The organism is Phenylobacterium sp., assembly GCF_031412415.1.
Taxonomy (GTDB): domain Bacteria; phylum Pseudomonadota; class Alphaproteobacteria; order Caulobacterales; family Caulobacteraceae; genus Phenylobacterium.
Window position 1 is genome coordinate 1 of the sequence record NZ_JANOCX010000313.1, and the last position, 17,746, is coordinate 17,746.

21 protein-coding genes, 1 other RNA gene and 1 pseudogene are annotated in these 17,746 nt (G+C 68.1%); 9 read left to right on the forward strand and 14 right to left on the reverse strand.

Annotated elements, in window-relative coordinates; all coding sequences use genetic code 11:
* Positions 1-344 (forward strand): nucleoside deaminase (locus tag RMO04_RS15160; RefSeq protein ID WP_309645607.1); only part of this gene is annotated, 344 nt, incomplete at its 5' end.
* A 2-nt stretch (positions 345-346) separates the two neighbouring features.
* Positions 347-799, forward strand: a complete 453-nt coding sequence (locus RMO04_RS15165; protein WP_309645608.1) for a DUF6265 family protein — start codon at positions 347-349, stop codon at positions 797-799.
* Between the two features lie 3 nt (positions 800-802).
* Here the strand turns inward: RMO04_RS15165 and RMO04_RS15170 are convergent, their stop codons facing one another.
* Positions 803-2,524, reverse strand: a complete 1,722-nt coding sequence (locus RMO04_RS15170) for an alkyl sulfatase dimerization domain-containing protein (protein ID WP_309645609.1) — start codon at positions 2,522-2,524, stop codon at positions 803-805.
* 125 nt (positions 2,525-2,649) lie between these two features.
* On the opposite strand from RMO04_RS15170, the gene RMO04_RS15175 reads away from it, so the two are divergent.
* On the forward strand, positions 2,650-3,528 hold the full coding sequence (locus RMO04_RS15175; protein ID WP_309645610.1) for an SDR family NAD(P)-dependent oxidoreductase: 879 nt from the start codon (positions 2,650-2,652) through the stop codon (positions 3,526-3,528).
* Here RMO04_RS15175 and RMO04_RS15180 read toward each other — a convergent pair.
* The 7 genes from RMO04_RS15180 to RMO04_RS15210 form a co-directional block, all read right to left on the reverse strand.
* Entirely contained in the window at positions 3,525-4,112 is a 588-nt protein-coding gene (locus RMO04_RS15180; protein WP_309645611.1) for a GNAT family protein, read from the reverse strand. The two genes, RMO04_RS15175 and RMO04_RS15180, sit on opposite strands and share 4 nt — an antisense overlap.
* The gene (locus RMO04_RS15185; protein ID WP_309645612.1) at positions 4,109-4,867 is read right to left on the reverse strand and encodes a sulfite exporter TauE/SafE family protein; all 759 of its coding nucleotides are present in this window, start codon (positions 4,865-4,867) and stop codon (positions 4,109-4,111) included. Before RMO04_RS15185 ends, RMO04_RS15180 begins: the two co-directional genes overlap by 4 nt.
* A 246-nt stretch (positions 4,868-5,113) precedes the next feature.
* The gene (locus RMO04_RS15190) at positions 5,114-5,638 is read right to left on the reverse strand and encodes a GNAT family N-acetyltransferase (protein WP_309645613.1); all 525 of its coding nucleotides are present in this window, start codon (positions 5,636-5,638) and stop codon (positions 5,114-5,116) included.
* Positions 5,639-5,744: 106 nt separating this feature from the next.
* Positions 5,745-7,058 (reverse strand): acyl-CoA dehydrogenase family protein, encoded by a 1,314-nt coding sequence (locus tag RMO04_RS15195; RefSeq protein WP_405041512.1) that lies wholly within the window; start codon positions 7,056-7,058, stop codon positions 5,745-5,747.
* Positions 7,059-7,169: 111 nt separating this feature from the next.
* A complete protein-coding gene (locus tag RMO04_RS15200; RefSeq protein WP_309645615.1) occupies positions 7,170-7,724 on the reverse strand; it encodes an AAA family ATPase in 555 nt (184 codons plus the stop codon).
* Between the two features lie 4 nt (positions 7,725-7,728).
* Positions 7,729-8,115 (reverse strand): VOC family protein, encoded by a 387-nt coding sequence (locus tag RMO04_RS15205; protein ID WP_309645616.1) that lies wholly within the window; start codon positions 8,113-8,115, stop codon positions 7,729-7,731.
* 66 nt (positions 8,116-8,181) lie between these two features.
* Positions 8,182-8,601, reverse strand: a complete 420-nt coding sequence (locus RMO04_RS15210; RefSeq protein ID WP_309645617.1) for a hypothetical protein — start codon at positions 8,599-8,601, stop codon at positions 8,182-8,184.
* Positions 8,602-8,817: 216 nt separating this feature from the next.
* Here RMO04_RS15210 and groES point away from each other — a divergent pair, with 216 nt between their 5' ends.
* Both groES and groL read left to right on the forward strand, forming a co-directional pair.
* Positions 8,818-9,105 (forward strand): co-chaperone GroES, encoded by a 288-nt coding sequence (gene groES, locus RMO04_RS15215; protein WP_309645618.1) that lies wholly within the window; start codon positions 8,818-8,820, stop codon positions 9,103-9,105.
* A gap of 50 nt (positions 9,106-9,155) precedes the next feature.
* Complete coding sequence (gene groL, locus RMO04_RS15220) at positions 9,156-10,808, forward strand: chaperonin GroEL (protein ID WP_309645619.1); 1,653 nt, start codon at positions 9,156-9,158, stop codon at positions 10,806-10,808.
* A 74-nt stretch (positions 10,809-10,882) separates the two neighbouring features.
* On the opposite strand, the gene RMO04_RS15225 is transcribed toward groL, so the two are convergent.
* Positions 10,883-11,236: a phage holin family protein gene (locus tag RMO04_RS15225; RefSeq protein ID WP_309645620.1), complete on the reverse strand. Its 354-nt coding sequence runs from the start codon at positions 11,234-11,236 to the stop codon at positions 10,883-10,885.
* Between the two features lie 72 nt (positions 11,237-11,308).
* Between RMO04_RS15225 and RMO04_RS15230 the strand changes: the two genes are divergently transcribed.
* Positions 11,309-11,515, forward strand: coding sequence for a 4-oxalocrotonate tautomerase family protein (locus tag RMO04_RS15230; RefSeq protein WP_309645621.1), 207 nt, complete (start codon positions 11,309-11,311; stop codon positions 11,513-11,515).
* 93 nt (positions 11,516-11,608) lie between these two features.
* Positions 11,609-12,172, forward strand: coding sequence for a hypothetical protein (locus RMO04_RS15235; protein ID WP_309645622.1), 564 nt, complete (start codon positions 11,609-11,611; stop codon positions 12,170-12,172).
* Here RMO04_RS15235 and RMO04_RS15240 read toward each other — a convergent pair.
* The 3 genes from RMO04_RS15240 to ssrS form a co-directional block, all read right to left on the reverse strand.
* Entirely contained in the window at positions 12,169-13,008 is an 840-nt protein-coding gene (locus RMO04_RS15240) for a TIGR00282 family metallophosphoesterase (protein WP_309645623.1), read from the reverse strand. The two genes, RMO04_RS15235 and RMO04_RS15240, sit on opposite strands and share 4 nt — an antisense overlap.
* Before the next feature lie 3 nt (positions 13,009-13,011).
* Positions 13,012-13,587, reverse strand: coding sequence for a 5-formyltetrahydrofolate cyclo-ligase (locus tag RMO04_RS15245; protein ID WP_309645624.1), 576 nt, complete (start codon positions 13,585-13,587; stop codon positions 13,012-13,014).
* Positions 13,588-13,612: 25 nt separating this feature from the next.
* Positions 13,613-13,771, reverse strand: a non-coding RNA gene (gene ssrS, locus RMO04_RS15250) — 6S RNA.
* Positions 13,772-13,937: 166 nt separating this feature from the next.
* Between ssrS and ftsZ the strand changes: the two are divergent.
* Positions 13,938-14,913, forward strand: a pseudogene (gene ftsZ, locus RMO04_RS15255) (cell division protein FtsZ); the annotation flags it as partial.
* Positions 14,914-15,000: 87 nt separating this feature from the next.
* Here the strand turns inward: ftsZ and RMO04_RS15260 are convergent.
* Together RMO04_RS15260 and RMO04_RS15265 are read right to left on the reverse strand one after the other, a co-directional pair.
* Positions 15,001-15,327: a cell division protein ZapA gene (locus RMO04_RS15260; RefSeq protein WP_309645625.1), complete on the reverse strand. Its 327-nt coding sequence runs from the start codon at positions 15,325-15,327 to the stop codon at positions 15,001-15,003.
* A gap of 3 nt (positions 15,328-15,330) precedes the next feature.
* Positions 15,331-15,606 carry a DUF4164 family protein gene (locus tag RMO04_RS15265; protein ID WP_309645626.1) on the reverse strand — a complete coding sequence of 92 codons (276 nt, stop codon included), beginning with the start codon at positions 15,604-15,606 and terminating at the stop codon, positions 15,331-15,333.
* A 165-nt stretch (positions 15,607-15,771) separates the two neighbouring features.
* Here RMO04_RS15265 and tkt point away from each other — a divergent pair, with 165 nt between their 5' ends.
* On the forward strand, positions 15,772-17,742 hold the full coding sequence (tkt, locus tag RMO04_RS15270) for a transketolase (RefSeq protein WP_309645627.1): 1,971 nt from the start codon (positions 15,772-15,774) through the stop codon (positions 17,740-17,742).
* Positions 17,743-17,746 lie beyond the last annotated feature (4 nt).

Sequence of the window (17,746 nt, forward strand, 5' to 3'; positions counted from 1 at the left end):
GGAACCGGCCGATCTCCACCGCCGATCCCACCGCCCACGCGGAGATCGTCGCGCTGCGCTTGGCGGCCGCCAAGCTGGGAAATTACCGCCTCACCGACCTGACCCTGGTGGTTACGCTGGAGCCCTGCGCAATGTGCGCCGGGGCGATCAGCCACGCCCGGATCGGGCGGCTGGTGTTCGGGGCCGAAGACGCCAAGGGCGGCGCCGTGGTTCATGGGCCCAAATTTTTCGAGCAGCCCACCTGCCACTGGCGGCCGGAGGTGGTCGGCGGCATCCTGGCCGAGGAAAGCTCCGCCCTCCTGAAAGGGTTCTTTCAGGCGCGGCGGAAGGCCGCGAAGGAATAGACATGCGCAACATGCTGATCGCCGCCGCCCTGCTGGCCGCCGGCGCCGCCCAGGCCGCGCCGGCCGATGTCGACCGCCTCGCCTGGATGGCGGGAAGCTGGATGCAGGAGAAGGGCGCCGTGGTCACCCGGGAAACCTGGATCGCGCCCCTGGGCGGGACCATGGCCGGGATCACCCAGACCAACCGTCCCGGCCGCAAGCCGCAGGTGGAGTTCACCACCATCACCGACGAACCGGCCGGGGTGACCTTCACGGCTCGCGTCGACAATCAGCCGCCGACGCCGTTCGTGCTGAAACCGGGCGGCGAAGGCGAAGCGGTGTTCGAGAACCTCGCCCACGATTTTCCGCAACGGGTCATCTACCGCCGCTGCGGCGAGGACCTCTGCGCCCGCATCGAAGGGACCGTCAGCGGGAGCCTGAAGGGCCAGGACTGGCGTTACGTCCGGGCGAAGTGACCTCTAGCCCCTGAACAGGTCGAGGAAGCTGGCGAGGTCCGCGGGCGTCCCCTTCTCGATCCTGACCTTACCTGAACTGAGCGCCGTCTGCATGGCGGCGGGCGAGGCGACCGCGCCGGCCCAGTCGGCCTTGGTCGCGGCGACCACCAGCGGGACATCGGCCGCGACGCCCGCCCCGGTTTCGGCGACGCCGCGCCGCACGCCGATGGTCCAGTCGCCCTCCCCCGTCAGCCTGAGACCCATGGCCCGCTGCGCCTGCGCGGCCTTGTCGGCGTTCAGCCGCACAGGAAAGGTAGCGACGATGGCGGCGGCGGGCAGCCCCGCGGCCTGGGCGCCGCCCTGGCGGCCCGCGACGATCTGAGCCCAGCCTGGCGCCTTCTTCTCCAGCTCAGCCGCCCGTTCGAGATAGTAGTTGCGGCCGTTGGGCGAGACGCTGTCGTAGCCGAGCTGCTTTAAGGCCCTGGCCTGCAGGGCGTCGGCGGCCGCCTTCTGGGCCGGATCGGCGCGGCCCACATGGCCGGCGAGCTCGGCGCTCCATTTCCAGCGCCCCTCGTCGTAGGCTTTCTGCGCCTGGACGAGGGCCGGCCCGGCGCCGCCGGCCAGGGCCACGATCTCCTGGGCGCGCACGTCTGGCGCGTCATAGGACAGGCTCGCCGGATCGCCGCCGAACCACCCCATGTAACCGGTCACCACCGAGCGAACCGACCATTCCACCGTGCCATAGTGCTCGAACAGATAGGGGTCGGCCGCCAGGTGGGCGGGCAGCTTCACCTTGGCGGCGATCTCGTCGGGGGTCAGGCCGGCGTTCATCCATCGCACCGCCTGGTCATGGGTGAAGCGGATGGCGTCGCGATAGTTGGTCAGGGTTCCCATGATCGCCGGGGCGCCGACGATGGGCCGGGTGTGCGACGGGACCAGAACCTCGGGCTTCAGCGCCCGCATGCGGTCCACCGAGGCCGCCCACTGAACGGGGTCGCGGTAGCTGGTGCCGCGGATCGTATAGAGGTTGGGGAAGGCCTTGTAGACGTTGTCGCCCGGGAACAGGATCTTGCGGGCCGGCATCCAGACCAGGATCTGGTCCTCGGTCTCGCCGGGCGCATGCTCCAGCACGAAGCGTTCGCCGCCCAGGGTCAGCTCCAGCCGATCCTTGAACACCGTGGTGGGGGCGATGAAGCCGCCGGCCCCGCCGCCGCCGAAGGCCGAGAGGTAGGGGCCGATCCCCACATTGACGAAGCCTTCAGGCGTACCCTTGGGAAGGAAGACGCCGTACATCCGGGCGGCGCGCGCGGCGATGGCCGGGGCTGCGACGCCATTCCACTTGGCGGCCTCGCGCAGCAGGGTCTCATGGGCGATGACCTTGCCGCCCTTGGCCAGCGGGAAGCCCGCCGCGCCGTTGATGTGGTCGTTGTGGTTGTGGGTGTAGATGATCGCCACAACCGGCTTGCCGCCGGCGCGCGGCGCGAACTCGGCCCAGACCTTTTTGGCCTCCTCCAGGCTGTCGGTGGTGTCGATGATCACCACGCCCGACTTGCCCACAACCATGATCGAATTGGCGATGCCGTAGCCCACCGCCGAGAACACGCCGGGCGCGGGCTCATAGACCTTGGGCGGGGCGAACTCGGCTGTGTGGGCGGCCAGGGAGGGTGCTATTCGCGGACCCGGTTCGTTGGCGCCCGCGGGCGCGGCGAGGCCCAGCGTGGCGGCGATGGCGATGGCGCGGATCATGGTCGTTCCCCCGAACGGCTTGGCTTGCGGCCACATCACGCTGCTGCCCCAAGGTCGGTCAATGCTTGTCACGCGCGAAAGGCGATCCGATGATGGGGGATAATTAGATCATTAGGGAGCACGTCATGGGTCTGTTGGATGGGAAGGTGGCGATTGTCACGGGCGCCGGGGGCGGTCTGGGCGAGGCCTATGCCAAGCTGTTCGCCAAGGAAGGCGCCTCGGTCGTCGTGAACGACCTGGGCGGATCGCGGGACGGTTCGGGCTCGGGCACGAGCGCCGCGGCCCAGAAGGTTGTCGACGAGATCGTTGCGGCGGGCGGCAAGGCCGTGGCCAACGGCGACGATGTCTCCACCATGGAAGGCGGCGAGAACATCGCCAAGACCGCGCTGGATAACTACGGCCAGATCGACATCCTGGTCTGCAACGCCGGCATCCTGCGCGACAAGACCTTCGCCAACACCTCCGAACAGGACTGGGACCTGGTGGTGAAGGTGCACCTGAAGGGGACCTATTGCTGCACCATGCCGGTCTGGAAGTGGATGAAGGACAACGGCAAGCCGGGCGCCATCGTCATGACCAGCTCGACCTCCGGCCTCTACGGCAATTTCGGCCAGTCCAACTATGGGGCGGCCAAGGCCGGGATCTACGGCTTCATGCGCGTGCTCTCCATCGAGGGGCGCAAGTACGGCATCCGGGTCATGGGCTTGGCGCCGGGCGCCTTCACCCGCATGACGTCGGATCTGCCGGGCCGCCAGGGCAAGGAGCCCGACGCCATGAGCCTGCCGGAGAACATCGCGCCGGGCGTGCTCTACATGGTCTCCGATCTGGCCGCCGATCACAGCGGCAAGGTCCTGGGGGTCTCGTCGCGCGGGGTGCGGGAGATCAAGATGCTGCAGACCGACGGCTATAATCCTGGCCGGCCCTACACCGCCCAGGACGTGGCCGCGAACGCCGACAAGGTGTTCTTCGCGGACGCGGCCGAGCGGACGGCGGCCAGCGCCTAGGCGAACGTGGCCAGCCGGGCGTCCAGACGATCGCGGACGCCCGGCCACTCGTCGTCGAGGATCGAGAAGACCACCGTGTCGCGGACGCGGCCGGTCCAGGTCAGCCGCTCTCGGCGCAGGATTCCCTCCTGGGTGGCGCCCAGTTTCAGCACGGCCGCGCGGGACCGCAGGTTGATCCCGTCCACCCGATAGACCACCCGGCGGGCGCCGGCGTCGAAGGCCGCGCCCATCATCAGGCGCTTGGACGCCGGGTTGGTCGCGCCGCCCCGGAAGGCGGGGTCATAGTAGGTGCCGCCGATCTCGACCGAGGCGTTCACCGCGTCCGGCATGATGTAGCAGGTCATGCCCACGCAGCGGCCGTCCACCACAACGGCATAGTGCAGCCAGGTCCCGGCGGCGCGGTCGGCGGCGATCGCACCGTTCCAGCGCTTGTCGAAGTCCTGGCCCAACAGCGAGTAGGGATAGAGGTCGTGGAACAGGGCGGGGTCGGCGGCGCAGGCGGCGCGCAGGTCCTCCTTGTGGGTCTCGCCCAGCGGCTCCAGCCGGACGAAGCGGTTCTCCAGGACGTCGAAGGTGAGGTTCATCCAGGGCCTCTCAGGAACAGTTGAGCGGCCTGGACTAGATAGACGACCCCCACGGCGGTCACGATCCACTTCGTCCAGGACTTGAAGTCCACATCGTTCATGCGGTCGAGGATGCGGCCCCCGACCGCCGTGCCGGCCATGGACAGCGGAACGGCGATGGCGAACAGCCACCAGGGCGGCATGTCCTTGTTCGGCGTGGTCAGAAGGGGAGCTCCGTAGACCACGATCTTGGCCAGGTGGGCGAAGACCTGGGTGGCGGCCTTGGTGGCGACGATGGCGTGGCGGGTCAGCACGGTTCGCACGAAGAAGACGTCCAGCAGGGGTCCGGCGACTCCCGCCAGCAGGTTCAGACCCGTCACCAGGAGGCCGGAGATGAAGGCGTGGGCGGGCTTGGCCGCGTCCAGCCGGAGCCAGTCCTTGGGCAGCCAGACCAGACCTGGCACCAGGCCCAGGGCCAGGTAGAGCAGCCCCTTAGAGGGCACGAAGGACATCAGCGCGACGAGGCCGGCGGCGCAGACGGACGCCGCCGCGTACCAGCCGACGATATCCCAGCGCACGTGCTTGGCGTGGAGGATCGCCCGCCAGCCGTTGGCGACGAGTTGCAGGATGCCGTGGGTGACGAAGGCCGCCGAGACCGGCAGGACCAGGGCCAGGGCCCCCATCAGCACCAGGCCGCCGGCCATGCCGAAGACCCCTGACAGGGTGGCCGTGACGAAGGCCATGGTGACGATGAAGAGAGCCGCGAACGTGCTCATGGGTAGTCCTCCGGGTTGCGACCGCGCCCCTCATGAGGTGGACACAGGCCACCCCCGGATCGCGGGTCTGCGGCGCTTCGCGCGCCAAAATGTGCGGGTTCGCCCGCGCACCTTCCGGAGGAAGGCGATGGCTTCCGGGTTCGCCCGTCGCGGCGAAAAGGACCGGGGATCGCGCCGGCGCGGATCGGACCCGGGGCTCCAGGAAGACACCCGATCTAGCGCGAACAAGCGGCGCCGTCGAGGCCGCTATAGGACCTTGTAGAACACCACGGTGCCACAAGGCGTCCCATCGGGCAGCAGGGCGTAGTCGGGTATCACGCCGACGCGCACCCAGCCCAGCCGCGTATAGAGCCGCTCGCCAGCCTCGCCCTCCACGGTGTCGAGGGTGAGCAGCCGCTTGCCCAGGTCGCGGCCGGCCTGTTCGGCGGCGCGCATCAGGGCCTCGCCCACCCCGCGACGCCGGCCGCGACGATGCACCAGCATCTTGGCCACGTCGGCGCGGTGCGGCTGGTTGGGCGGACCGGCGGGGATCACCTCGACGACACCGAACAGACCCTCGTCGTCCTCGGCGACGATCACCACGCGTCCATCGGCGGCCTGGTCCTCCGAGACCCCAATCCAGAAGCCGAGCGCCTCGTCCGGCGTCATGTCGGCCATGAAGGAGACCGAGGCGCCGCCCTCCACGCAGTCTTTCAGGATCGCCGCCAGGTCGGGGGCGGCGGCGCGGGTCTGGGCCGCGTCGAGGCGACGAAGGCGGAAGGCCTGGTTCATGGGCCTCGCCCCTACACCGGCATGAGCCGTCTCGCGACAGACGAAGGCCCCCGCGTGTGTCTCAACGCGGGGGCCTGGTCAAATCTTGGGCAGATTCCCCGCGAGCCTAGTTCCGGAAGACCGCCGCCGTCGAAGGATCGGCGGGCATCTCGCGGTACTGGCGCAGTTCGTTGCGGCCCACGACCATGTGGTGGACCTCGTCCGGGCCATCGGCGATGCGCAGGGTGCGGGTGTTGGCGTACATCTTGGCCAGCGGAGTGTGCTGCGACACGCCCAGGGCGCCGTGCATCTGGATCGCCTGGTCGATGATCTCGCAGACACGGACCGGGATCATCGCCTTGACCATGTGGATCCAGACCCGAGCTTCCTGGTTGCCCAGGACGTCCATCGCCTTGGCCGCCTTGAGCACCATCAGGCGCATGGCCTCGATGTCGATCCGGGCGCGGGAGATGATCTCCAGGTTGCCGCCCAGATGAACAAGCTGCTTGCCGAAGGCTTCACGGCTGAGGCCGCGGGTGACCATCAGATCCAGCGCCTTCTCGGCCGAGCCGATGGCGCGCATGCAGTGGTGGATCCGGCCGGGGCCGAGGCGCAGTTGGCTGATCTCGAAGCCGCGACCTTCGCCCAGCAGCATGTTCGACGCTGGCACGCGGACGTTATCGAACACCACGTGCATGTGGCCGTGCGGCGCGTCGGGGTCGCCGAACACGTGCTGCGGGCCGATGACCTTGAAGCCGGGCGCGTCGGTGGGGACCAGGATCTGCGACTGGCGCAGGTTGGGCGGACCGTCCGGGCTGGTCTGGACCATGGTGATCATGACCTTGCAACGCGGGTCGCCGGCGCCGGAGATGTAGTGCTTCTCGCCGTTGATCACGTACTCGTCGCCCACCAGGGTGGCGCGGGTGTTGACGTTCTTGGCGTCCGAGGAGGCGGAGTGCAGCTCGGTCATGGCGAAGGCCGAGCGGATCTTGCCGGCCAGCAGGGGCTCCAGCCACTGCTTCTTCTGCTCGGGCGTGCCGACCCGCTCCAGGACTTCCATGTTGCCGGTATCGGGGGCGGCGCAGTTCATGCACTCCGACGCCATGCGGTTCTTGCCCAGCTCGACGGCGATATAGGCGTAGTCCAGGTTCGACAGACCCTCGCCGGTCTCGGCGTTGGGCAGGAAGAAATTCCACAGGCCTTCGGCCTTGGCCTTGTCCTTGGCCTTTTCCAGGCACTCAAGCTGGCCGGGCGCGTAGGACCAGATGTCGGGGTTGCCCTCGCCCAGGCGATGGAACTCCTCGCTCATCGGATTGACCGTCTCGCGGATGAAGCGCTTGACGTGCTCCAGCAGCGGCAGGGCCTTGGCCGACATGCGCAGGTCGTTCAGCTCGTCCTGCGGGTTCAGGTTGAAGCTGGATTGGGCCTTGTCCGCGGTCATGGTCATCGGGTCTCTCCCATAGCGTTTTCTTGCGATTGGTCGGGGCGTCATCTTACGCCGAAGAACAGGCCTTCACCTTCGCTCATCTCGGCTCGAAATCAAACAAGCGTTTTAATAATTTTCGGGTTCAACGATCCGGAGCCTTCGCGACGCCAGCGCATCGCGCGCCAACTCCGCCGTCGCCGTCAGGTCCAGTCCGGTCGTGTCCAGCGCATGCGCTTCGAGCGAGCCCAGATCGGCGAACTGGTCCCACATGGCGCCGATGACCGCGGGATCGCGCATGGGATGGCCCTCGCGTCCTGTTCCGCGCGCCACCGCGGTGGCTCGGTCGGGTCGCAGAACCATGTAGTCGAGCCTCACCCGGGCCGCTTCGGCCGCCTCGACAAACAACGGCGCGAACCAGGGACCGACGACGCCGTCGAAAATCACGGGATACGCTTGAGCCAGGGTGGCGGCGTTCGCGGCCATGGCCCGAGTCACCACCAGGTTCTGATCGTGAGAACGCGGTTCCCAGGGCGGGATGAAGCCCTTGGCGAACCAGGTCCACATGTCGTCGGAGTGGATGTGTAGCGCCGCCTCGCCCGGCCAGTCCCTGGCGAGCCTGCGGGCGAGGGTGCTCTTGCCCACCCCGGGCGCGCCCGTGACGATCACTAGCGCGCCGGCCACGGCCCTAGCCCGGCGCGTGGCAGACGGCCTCGATGTTGTGACCGTCGGGGTCCAGCACGAAGGCGCCGTAATAGTTCGGGTGGTAGTGGGCGCGCACGCCCGGCGTACCGTTGTCGGTCCCGCCCGCGGCCAGGGCCGCGGCGTGGAAGGCGTCGACAGTGGCGCGGTCGGCGGCGGCGAAAGCCACGTGCAGTCGCCCGGTCTTCGGGCCGCCGGTCCCTATCCAGAAGTAGGGCCGCCCCTCCGAGCCGTAGCCCATGTGGTTCTCACCGCCGGCCAGCTCCGGCGGCACTTCCATGACGGTGGCGATGCCCAGGGGCGCCAGGGCGGCGTCGAAGAAGGCGCGCGCCCTGGCGAAGTCGCTGACGGTCAGGCCGATGTGATCGAGCATGGGAATTCTCGCGTTGAAGGTGACGACAAGCCTATGCCCGGGCAGCTCCTGTTTTTGTCAGCAGGCCTACTTCGTCGGCAGGGCCTCGACGCCTTGGCACGCGCTGTCCAGCAGCGCCTTGTCCTCGGCGCCCTTCGGCTTGGCGGGGTTCTCGGTGCGCCAGTTGGCCAGGATCTCCAGCGGCTTCTTGGGGCTGTAGCCGCTGAGCAGGATCAGGGTTTTGGCCTTGCAGTCCAGGGCCACCACCTGGCCCACGCCGTCGGCGGCGCCCGGAGCCGATGGTCCCATGCGCGGGGTCGCGCCTGGCTTGCCGATGGCCTGCAGGACGACGATCTTGCCGCTCTGCTGGTCGCGGTAGGAATAGTCGGCGTCATAGGACCATTCGAGGCCCGCGGGCGTCTTGGCGTAGGGCTTCCAGGTCTCGGCCTGAGCGGCGGAGGCGGCGGCCATGGCGGATAGGACGGCGATCGCAATGACGCGGCGCATGGAAATACTCCTGGTTCAAATTCCCTCGCCGCGACCCTATCTGGCGCGATAGGCCGGCACAAAGCGGAATCCATTTGCCGTGGTCCAGCTTGACTTCGCGCCCCCTCGCGCCTACCTCCCGCCCAGCGTTAGCACTCAGGGGCATCGGCTGCTAACGGTCGGCCCCGGGCGCTTTCGCCACAGCATTTCAACCGTTCCGAACGGAGACTAAAAGATATGGCGTTTCGTCCTCTGGGAGACCGCGTCCTCGTGAAGCGTGTCGAGGAAGAAGAAAAGACCAAGGGCGGGATCATCATTCCCGACACCGCCAAGGAAAAGCCGCAGGAAGGCGAAGTCATCGCCGTCGGCCCCGGCGCCCGTGACGACAACGGCAAAATCCAGCCGCTCGACGTCAAGGCCGGCGACAAGATCCTGTTCGGCAAGTGGTCCGGCACCGAGATCAAGATCGACGGTCAGGACCTCCTGATCATGAAGGAAAGCGACGTCCTGGGCGTGGTCGACTAACCACCCGCCGGCGCCTTTCCTCCCACCCACACAATCCGAAAGAGCAAAAAATGGCCGCTAAAGACGTCTATTTCGCTTCCGACGCGCGCGACCGCATGCTGCGCGGCGTCAACATCCTCGCCAACGCCGTGAAGGTGACCCTGGGCCCCAAGGGCCGCAACGTGGTCATCGAGAAGTCGTTCGGCGCCCCGCGCTCGACCAAGGACGGCGTTTCCGTCGCCAAGGAAATCGAGCTGGCTGACCGCTTCGAGAACCTGGGCGCCCAGCTCATTCGCGAAGTCGCCTCCAAGACCAACGACAAGGCCGGCGACGGCACCACCACCGCGACGGTCCTGGCGCAAGCCATCGTCGTGGAAGGCCTCAAGTCGGTCGCGGCCGGCATGAACCCGATGGACCTCAAGCGCGGCGTCGACAAGGCCGTGATCAAGGTCATCGAAGAGATCAAGAACTCCTCCAAGAAGGTCACGACCAACGCCGAAATCGCGCAGGTCGGCACCATCTCGGCCAACGGCGACCTGGAAGTCGGCGAGATGATCGCCAAGGCCATGGCCAAGGTCGGCAATGAAGGCGTCATCACGGTGGAAGAGGCCAAGAGCCTCGAAACCGAACTGGACGTCGTCGAAGGCATGCAGTTCGATCGCGGCTACCTGTCGCCCTACTTCATCACCAACGCCGACAAGATGGAGGTCGAACTCGAAGAGCCTCTGATCCTGCTCTTCGAAAAGAAGGTCTCCTCGCTGCAGCCCCTGCTGCCGGTGCTGGAAGCGGTGGTCCAGTCGGGCCGTCCGCTGCTGATCATCGCCGAGGACGTCGAGGGCGAAGCGCTGGCCACCCTGGTGGTCAACAAGCTGCGCGGCGGTCTGAAGGTCGCGGCCGTCAAGGCTCCGGGCTTCGGCGATCGCCGTAAGGCCATGCTGGAAGACCTCGCCATCCTCACGGGCGGCGAACTGATCAGCGAAGACCTGGGCATCAAGCTCGAGAATGTCACCATCGACATGCTCGGCCGCGCCAAGAAGGTCTCGATCACCAAGGACGACACCACCATCGTCGACGGCGTCGGCGCCAAGGACGCGATCGAAGGCCGCATCGGCCAGATCAAGCGTCAGATCGAGGACACCACCTCGGACTACGACAAGGAAAAGCTACAAGAGCGTCTGGCCAAGCTGGCCGGCGGCGTCGCGGTGATCCGCGTCGGCGGCGCCACGGAAGTCGAAGTGAAGGAAAAGAAGGACCGCGTCGACGACGCCCTGAACGCGACCCGCGCGGCCGTGGAAGAAGGCATCGTCCCCGGCGGCGGCGTGGCTCTGCTGAAGGCGTCCAAGGCTCTGGACGGCTTCAAGGGCGACAATGACGACCAGGAAGCCGGCGTCGCCATCGTGCGTCGCGCGCTCCAGGCTCCGATCCGTCAGATCGCGGAAAACGCGGGCGTCGAAGGCTCGATCGTGGTCGGCAAGATCATGGAGAACGCCTCGGCCACCTTCGGCTTCAACGCTCAGACCGAAGAGTATGTGGACATGGTCCAAGCCGGCGTGATCGACCCGGCCAAGGTCGTGCGCACCGCTCTGCAGGACGCGGCCTCGGTCGCCGGCCTGCTGATCACCACCGAAGCCGCGATCGTCGAGGCGCCCAAGAAGGGCGGCGGCGGCGGCGCTGGCGGCGGCATGGGCGGCGGCATGGGCGGCATGGGCGACATGGACTTCTAGTCCAGGCGCTCAACGCACCACCAAGATCGAGGGCGGGATCGAAAGGTCCCGCCCTTTTTCTATGGGCGTGCTCCTCAGCCCTTCTTCGCGTCGCCGATGACGATGGCGCCGATCCAGCTCACCACGCCGGTGACGATGGCGGCCAGCACGCCGGGGACCAGTCCGTCGACCGTGAAGCCTGGGAGCAGGAAGGCCACCAGCCCGATCATCGCGGCGTTCAGCACCAGCAGCCACAGGCCCAGCGTGACCACCGTCAACGGCAGGGTCAGGACGAACAGGATCGGCCGCAGGATGGCGTTGACGATCCCCAGCAGCAGGGCGGCGATCAGCAGGGTGACGATCCCGTCATAGCTGACGCCCGGCAGCAGGTAGGCCGCGAGCGCGAGGCCCAGCGCCCCGAAGACGATACGGGCGAGGAAACGGGTCATTCATGGCTCCATGAGGCTTGCGGCGGAGCTTTGCGCGCTTAACTGTCGGCGGCAAGCCCGTCAGGAGTCCCCATGCCCTTCGTCAATATCCGCATCACGCCCGGCGCCACCGAGGCCCAGAAGGCCGAGCTGATCGCCGGGGCCACCGACCTGCTGGTGAAGGTGTTGAACAAGAACCCCGCCACCACCTTCGTGATCATCGACGAGGTGCAGACCGAGGACTGGGGGATCGCAGGCGAGAGCGTGGCGGCCCGCAACCGCAAGGCCGCGGCGGGTTAGTTTCCGAACCGAGACGTTTCCGCCCTGCTTTGGCCTCAGGCCCAGGCCAGCTTGACCATGCGCCCGCTCCCCCAGGCGCGAGGGATCCGTTCGATGCTGCGTAGTCTCCTGCTGGCCGGCGCTGTGGCCGCGCTCGGCGCGCCCGCCTTGGCCCAGGCCCCAACACCCTCCAGCCTGTTCATCAGCCCCTCCGGCGAGCCGTTCCGCGGCGGCGACGGCAAGGCCGCCTGGTTCGCCGGAGCCGACGCCGACCATGACGGCGCGGTGAGCCTGGCCGAGTTTCGCGCCGACGCCGCGCGGTTCTTCAAGCTGTTGGACGTCAACGCCGACGGCCAGGTCGATGGGATTGAGAACCGGCGCTATGAGGATGAGGTCGCGCCGGAGATCACCCGGGGCGGGTTCGACCCCGGTCCCGGCCCCGGCGAGCGGCCGAACGGCCGGTTCATCAAGCGGATCGGTCCAAAGCCGGTCCCGCGCGAAGGCGCGGCGCGCTTCTCGATGCTGAACGAACCCCAGCCCGTGCGCGGCGGCGACGGCGATTTGAACCAGCGGGTCAGCGCCGTGGAATGGACCAAGGCGGCCACCCGCCGGTTCGCGATCCTCGATCCCGACGGCGACGGCAAGCTGACGCTGGAAACCCTGCCGCGCCGGCCTTAGCCGACGCTGACGCTCTCCAGCGACGGCACGCTTTCCGACAGCCGGCCACCGATGCGTATGGGCTCGACGCGCAAGGCCAGGCCCGTGGCGTCGTCCGTCTCCACATAGACCCCACAGACCGTGGCCGGGCCCTCGGCGGGCTTATAGCGGCCGCCCGAGACCCGGGTCGTGAAGCGCCGCAGCGGCTCTTCCTTCTGGTTGCCGATGACGCTGTCATAGTCGGCGCAGGCCCCGGCGTCGGTCTGGTAGGCGGTGCCGCCCGGCAGGATCTGGCAGTCGGCGGTCGGCACGTGGGTGTGAGTGCCCACCACCAGGCTGGCGCGGCCGTCGCAGAAGTGGCCCATGGCCATCTTCTCGGAGGTGATCTCGGCGTGCATGTCGACCACGATGGCGTCCACCGCCATGCCCAGGGGACAGGCCTCCAGCTCCCGGTCCACGGCGCCGAACGGGTCGTCCAGCGAATCCATGTGCACCCGGCCCAGGACATTGATCACCAGGATGCGCTTGCCCGAGTCGGTCTCGAACATCTGCGAGCCCCGGCCCGGGGTGTCGGCGAACAGCGGATAGTTGACCGGGCGAATCAGGCGCGGCTCGCGCACGATGTACGTCAGCGCCTCCTTCTGGTCGAAGGAGTGGTTGCCGAGCGTCAGGCAATCGGCGCCGGCCTCGAACAGCTCGCGGGCGGTGTTCTCGGTGATCCCGAACCCGGCGGCGGCGTTCTCGGCGTTGATGATCACGAACTCGAGGTTCAGGCGCCGGCGCAGGCCCGGCAGATAGTCGGCTATGCCGTCGCGACCGGCGCGACCCACGACATCCCCGAAGAAGGCAAAACGCATGGATTAGTCCTTTCGGACGTCGATATAGCCGCTTTCGGTCAGAATGGCGTCCAACCTCTCGTCATGCGGCTCGGAGGGCACGGCCGCGACCTCCTGGCCGGCATAGGCCAGGCCGAGGACGAAGACCGGCTTGTGGGCGCGAAGCTCCGCGATCGTGCGGTCATAATGCCCGCCGCCCTGCCCCAGGCGACCGCCCCGGCGGTCGAAGGCCAGCAGTGGGCAGATGATCAGATCGGGATGCAGGATGGCCGCTCGGCGCGGCGGAGCCGGCACGCCGAACAGGTCGGGCTCAGGAACATCGCGCTTGTCCCAGGCCCGGAACACCAGCGGCGCCTCGGCGGCTTCGGCCACGGGCAGGGCGAAGAAGGCGCCCGTGCGCGCCAGCCGCCGGACCAGCGGGCTGGGGTCCAGCTCCGTGCCGATCGCGTGATACCCGCTGAAACAGGCGAAGGCCGGCAAGCGTCCCAGCGGCAGGTGCTGGGCCGCCAGCTCAGCGGCATGGGGTGAGGCGCTCGCCAGCCGGCGGCGACGGCCGCGGAGCTTCGCGCGCAGGTCTGACTTGGTGGGCTTTGCGGTCACGCCCAGCAATCTAGGCGAAGGGTGGCGGCGCCGCGAGAGCCGTGAAGGACGGTTGAATCCCCTCGACCTGGATAACCAGGTGGGCGCCATGTGTCCGATTCCAGGGATCCGGACAGGGACAGCTCCCTTAGAGTGAATTAAGGTCGCTGGGAAAATTTGCCTTCGACGAGAGCCACAGCAGGCCCGCCACTTTCCAAGATAGGCCTTCGCGGCCAGGTTCTCAAGCGGAGCCGCCCAAAGGGCGATCGCCGTATGGATTGCTTGCCCGTTTGCGACCACATTCCTATGCGTCTCCTCCGCCCCCGCCGTTCAGGGATCGGAGCGGCGGTGCGAGCATGGAGTAGACAGATATGACCGCCACGCCCCCCAGCGGCGGGTCCTGGAACCCTTCGGCCCACCTGAAGCCGCGAATCGTGGTGATCGGCGTGGGCGGCGCGGGCGTGAACGCGGTCGACAACATGATCGCCTCCGGCCTGCAGGGCGTGGACTTCGTGGTGGCCAACACCGACGCCCAGCAGCTCTCGCTGTCCAAGGCCGACCAGCGCATCCAACTGGGCGTGCGCACCACGCAAGGCCTGGGCGCGGGCGCCAGCCCCGGCGCCGGCCTGGCCGCGGCCGAGGAGTCGGTGGACGAGATCGTCCGCCATTTGGAAAGCGCCGACATGGTGTTCATCACCGCCGGCATGGGCGGCGGCACAGGCACCGGGGCGGCGCCCTTCGTGGCCAAGTGCGCCCGGGAGCGCGGCATCCTCACCGTGGCGGTGGTCTCCAAGCCGTTCCGCTTCGAAGGCCGTCACCGGATGCGCATGGCCGAGGCGGGCCTGGCCGAGCTGCAGCGCTATGTGGATACCTCCATCGTGGTGCCCAACCAGAACCTGTTCCGCGTCGCCACCGAGCAGACGACTTTCGCCGACGCCTTCACCATGGCCGACCAGGTGCTGCATGCCGGCGTGCGCTCGATCACCGACCTGATGGTGCTGCCGGGCCTGATCAATCTCGACTTCGCCGATGTGCTGTCGGTGATGGGCGGCATGGGCAACGCCATGATGGGCACCGGCGAGGCGACCGGCGACGGCCGCGCGCGCACCGCGGCGCAGAACGCAATCGCCAATCCGTTGCTGGACGAGACATCGCTCGCCGGCGCGAAGGCCGTGCTGGTCAATGTCACCGGCGGGAACGACATGACCCTGCTGGAGGTCGACGAGGCGGCCAACGCCATTTCCGAGCAGGTCGACCCCGACGCCAACATCATCTTCGGCGCGGCCCTGGACAAGGCGCTGGAGGGCAAGCTGCGGGTCTCGGTGGTCGCCACGGGCATGAACGGCGGCGAGGTCCCGGCCGAGAAGCCCGCGTTCGGCGAGCCGGCGCCGGGTCCAGACACGGGACGAGCCAAGCCGTTCTGGGATCGGTAGACTACTCCGCCGCGAGTTTCTCGATGCGCTTGGCGGCGTTTTCGAGGGCGCCGACCACCCGGCTCTCGGCGCGGGCGTGGTCGGATTGGGCGCGGGCCAGTTCGGCCTGAGCCGCCGCCAGCCGGGTCTTCAGGTCCATCAGCTCGTCGGCCAGCAGCAGCGAGCCCATCAGGAACAACCGCGTCTCGCCCAACTGGCCCATGTCCTGCGACACCTGTCGGACCTGGCGGTCAAAGATGCGGGCCAGCTCCATCAGATGGTTTTCCTGGCCATCCTCGCAGCCGACGGCGTAAGGGCGGCCGTTTATGGTGATGTTGATCTGGGCCATGGCTCAGGCCTCCTGTGGCTCTGGGGCGGGCGCGAGCGCCGTCTTGATCTCGGCGATCGCGCGGCCAAGCGCCGCGGAGGCCTCGGCCCCGGCCGCTTCCAGCTCCTTCTCGCGGACGCGCGCCTGCTCCAGCTCGGCGGCGAGCTTGGCGTCGCCCGGCGCGAACAGCCCGCCGGCCGCGCTTCCGCCCTTAGCGAGGCGTTGCTCGAGTTGGGACAAGGCCCGGTCCAACCGCTTCACGGCCTGATCGAGGGCGTTCTCGCCCAACGGCTCCCGCATGATTCCACGCTCCGAAAGTGTGACCGTTAATCTATAGACCCGCCCGGGCGTGCGCCGAAACCCGCTGTGTGTGACGCCGCTTCCTTGACCCCTCTGGCCTCGCGTGCGACCCCGCGCGCAATCCCGCCCAGACTCGCTCCCAAGCCTCGACCCCGGAAGACCCCAATGTCCGCTTCGATCCAGACCATGGCCGACGCCATCCGCGTGCTTTCGATGGACGCGGTCCACAAGGCCAAGTCCGGTCACCAGGGCATGCCAATGGGCATGGCCGACGTCGCCACCGTGCTGTGGACCAAGTACCTGAAGTACGATGCGGCCAAGCCCGACTGGGCCGACCGCGACCGGTTCGTGCTGTCTGCGGGCCACGGCTCGATGCTGATCTACGCCCTGCTGCACCTGACCGGCTTCAAGGCCGTGACCATGGATCAAATCCGCGACTTCCGTCAGTGGGGCTCCAACACCGCCGGTCACCCGGAGTACGGTCACACGCCTGGCGTCGAGACCACCACCGGCCCCCTGGGCCAGGGCATCGCCACCGCCGTGGGCATGGCCATGGCCGAGCGCCACCTCAACGCCCGCTTCGGCGATGAGGTGGTCGACCACCGGACCTGGGTGATCGCCGGCGACGGCTGCCTGATGGAAGGCGTCAGCCACGAGGCCGCCTCCATCGCCGGGCGCTTCAAGCTGGCCAAGCTCACCGTCCTGTTCGACGACAACAACACCACCATCGACGGCGAGGCGACCATCTCCGAGACTGGCGACCAGCTCGCCCGCTTCAAGGCCTATGGCTGGGCGGTGAAGGAGGTCGATGGCCACCACTTCGGCAAGATCGCCGCGGCCATGAAGTGGGCCACGCGCCAGAACCGCCCGACGCTGATCGCTTGCAAGACCAAGATCTCCAAGGGCGGCGGCCGCAAGGAAGGCGACCCGCACAGCCACGGCTATACCCTTTTCGACGACGAGATCGCCGACGCCCGCAAGGCCATGGGCTGGACCCATGCGCCCTTCGAAGTGCCCGAGGATGTGCTGAAGCCCTGGCGCTCGGCCGGCAAGAAGGGCGGCAAGCTCCGCAAGAAGTGGGAAGGCCACCTGGCCAAGTCCCCGCTCAAGGGCGAGTTCGAGCGCGCCATGCGGGGCGACCTCCCGGCCGGCGCCTTCGACCGTCTGGACGCCTACGCCGTCGAGGCCGCCGCTTCGAAGCCCGCCGCCGCGACCCGGCAGCACTCCGGCTCGGCCCTCGATCACCTCGTCCCCGCCATCCCCGAACTGGTCGGCGGCTCGGCCGACTTGACCGGATCGAACAACACCTACGTCAAGGGCACCAAGGCCTTCGACCTGCCCGATTTTGACGGCCGTTACGTCCACTACGGCGTGCGCGAACACGGTATGGCGGCAGCGATGAACGGCATGGCCCTGCACGGTGGGGTGATCCCGTTCTCCGGCACCTTCCTGGTCTTCTCCGACTATAGCCGCCCGGCGATCCGCCTCGGCGCCCTACAGGGAATCCGGGTTGTCCATGTGATGACCCACGACTCCATAGGGGTCGGCGAGGACGGTCCGACCCACCAGCCGGTGGAGCATGTCGGCTCGCTCCGGATGATCCCGAACCTCAACGTCTATCGCCCGGCCGACGCCGTAGAGGCCGCCGAGTGCTGGAAGCTGGCGCTCTCGACCAAGACCACGCCCTCGGTCATGGCCCTGTCGCGCCAGAAGGTCCCAGCCGTGCGCGACAACGCCTCGGAAAATCTCTCCGCCAAGGGCGCCTATGAACTCAGCCCGGCCAGCGGGCCGGCCCAGGTGACGATCTTCGGTTCCGGCACCGAGGTCTCCGTGGCGGTCGCCGCCCAGAAAATGCTGGAAGCCGAGGGGATCGCCACGCGGGTGGTCTCCACCCCCTGCTGGGAGCTGTTCGCGGCCCAGAGCCCGGATTACCGCAAGTCGGTGATCGGTGAGGCCAAGGTCCGGGTGGCGGTCGAGGCCGCCGTCGGCTTCGGCTGGGAGCGGTTCATCGGCGAGGACGGGGTGTTCGTCGGCATGACCGGGTTCGGCGCCAGCGCGCCGGCCGAGGTGCTTTACAAGAAGTTCGGCATCACCGCCGAGCACGTGGCCGCCGCCGCCAAAGCCAAGCTGGGCTAGACCG

Bases quoted from the DNA above. Each gene is read 5' to 3' on its own strand.
- RMO04_RS15235 (WP_309645622.1), top strand. From the start codon at position 11,609: ATGCTGCGTAGTCTCCTGCTGGCCGGCGCTGTGGCCGCGCTCGGCGCG.
- RMO04_RS15180 (WP_309645611.1), bottom strand. From the start codon at position 4,112: ATGAACCTCACCTTCGACGTCCTGGAGAACCGCTTCGTCCGGCTGGAG.
- groES (WP_309645618.1), top strand. From the start codon at position 8,818: ATGGCGTTTCGTCCTCTGGGAGACCGCGTCCTCGTGAAGCGTGTCGAG.
- RMO04_RS15210 (WP_309645617.1), bottom strand. From the start codon at position 8,601: ATGCGCCGCGTCATTGCGATCGCCGTCCTATCCGCCATGGCCGCCGCC.
- RMO04_RS15185 (WP_309645612.1), bottom strand. From the start codon at position 4,867: ATGAGCACGTTCGCGGCTCTCTTCATCGTCACCATGGCCTTCGTCACG.
- RMO04_RS15230 (WP_309645621.1), top strand. From the start codon at position 11,309: ATGCCCTTCGTCAATATCCGCATCACGCCCGGCGCCACCGAGGCCCAG.
- RMO04_RS15190 (WP_309645613.1), bottom strand. From the start codon at position 5,638: ATGAACCAGGCCTTCCGCCTTCGTCGCCTCGACGCGGCCCAGACCCGC.
- RMO04_RS15165 (WP_309645608.1), top strand. From the start codon at position 347: ATGCGCAACATGCTGATCGCCGCCGCCCTGCTGGCCGCCGGCGCCGCC.
- RMO04_RS15240 (WP_309645623.1), bottom strand. From the start codon at position 13,008: ATGCGTTTTGCCTTCTTCGGGGATGTCGTGGGTCGCGCCGGTCGCGAC.
- RMO04_RS15205 (WP_309645616.1), bottom strand. From the start codon at position 8,115: ATGCTCGATCACATCGGCCTGACCGTCAGCGACTTCGCCAGGGCGCGC.
- RMO04_RS15175 (WP_309645610.1), top strand. From the start codon at position 2,650: ATGGGTCTGTTGGATGGGAAGGTGGCGATTGTCACGGGCGCCGGGGGC.
- RMO04_RS15195 (WP_405041512.1), bottom strand. From the start codon at position 7,058: ATGACCGCGGACAAGGCCCAATCCAGCTTCAACCTGAACCCGCAGGAC.
- RMO04_RS15265 (WP_309645626.1), bottom strand. From the start codon at position 15,606: ATGCGGGAGCCGTTGGGCGAGAACGCCCTCGATCAGGCCGTGAAGCGG.
- groL (WP_309645619.1), top strand. From the start codon at position 9,156: ATGGCCGCTAAAGACGTCTATTTCGCTTCCGACGCGCGCGACCGCATG.
- RMO04_RS15225 (WP_309645620.1), bottom strand. From the start codon at position 11,236: ATGACCCGTTTCCTCGCCCGTATCGTCTTCGGGGCGCTGGGCCTCGCG.
- RMO04_RS15260 (WP_309645625.1), bottom strand. From the start codon at position 15,327: ATGGCCCAGATCAACATCACCATAAACGGCCGCCCTTACGCCGTCGGC.
- tkt (WP_309645627.1), top strand. From the start codon at position 15,772: ATGTCCGCTTCGATCCAGACCATGGCCGACGCCATCCGCGTGCTTTCG.
- RMO04_RS15170 (WP_309645609.1), bottom strand. From the start codon at position 2,524: ATGATCCGCGCCATCGCCATCGCCGCCACGCTGGGCCTCGCCGCGCCC.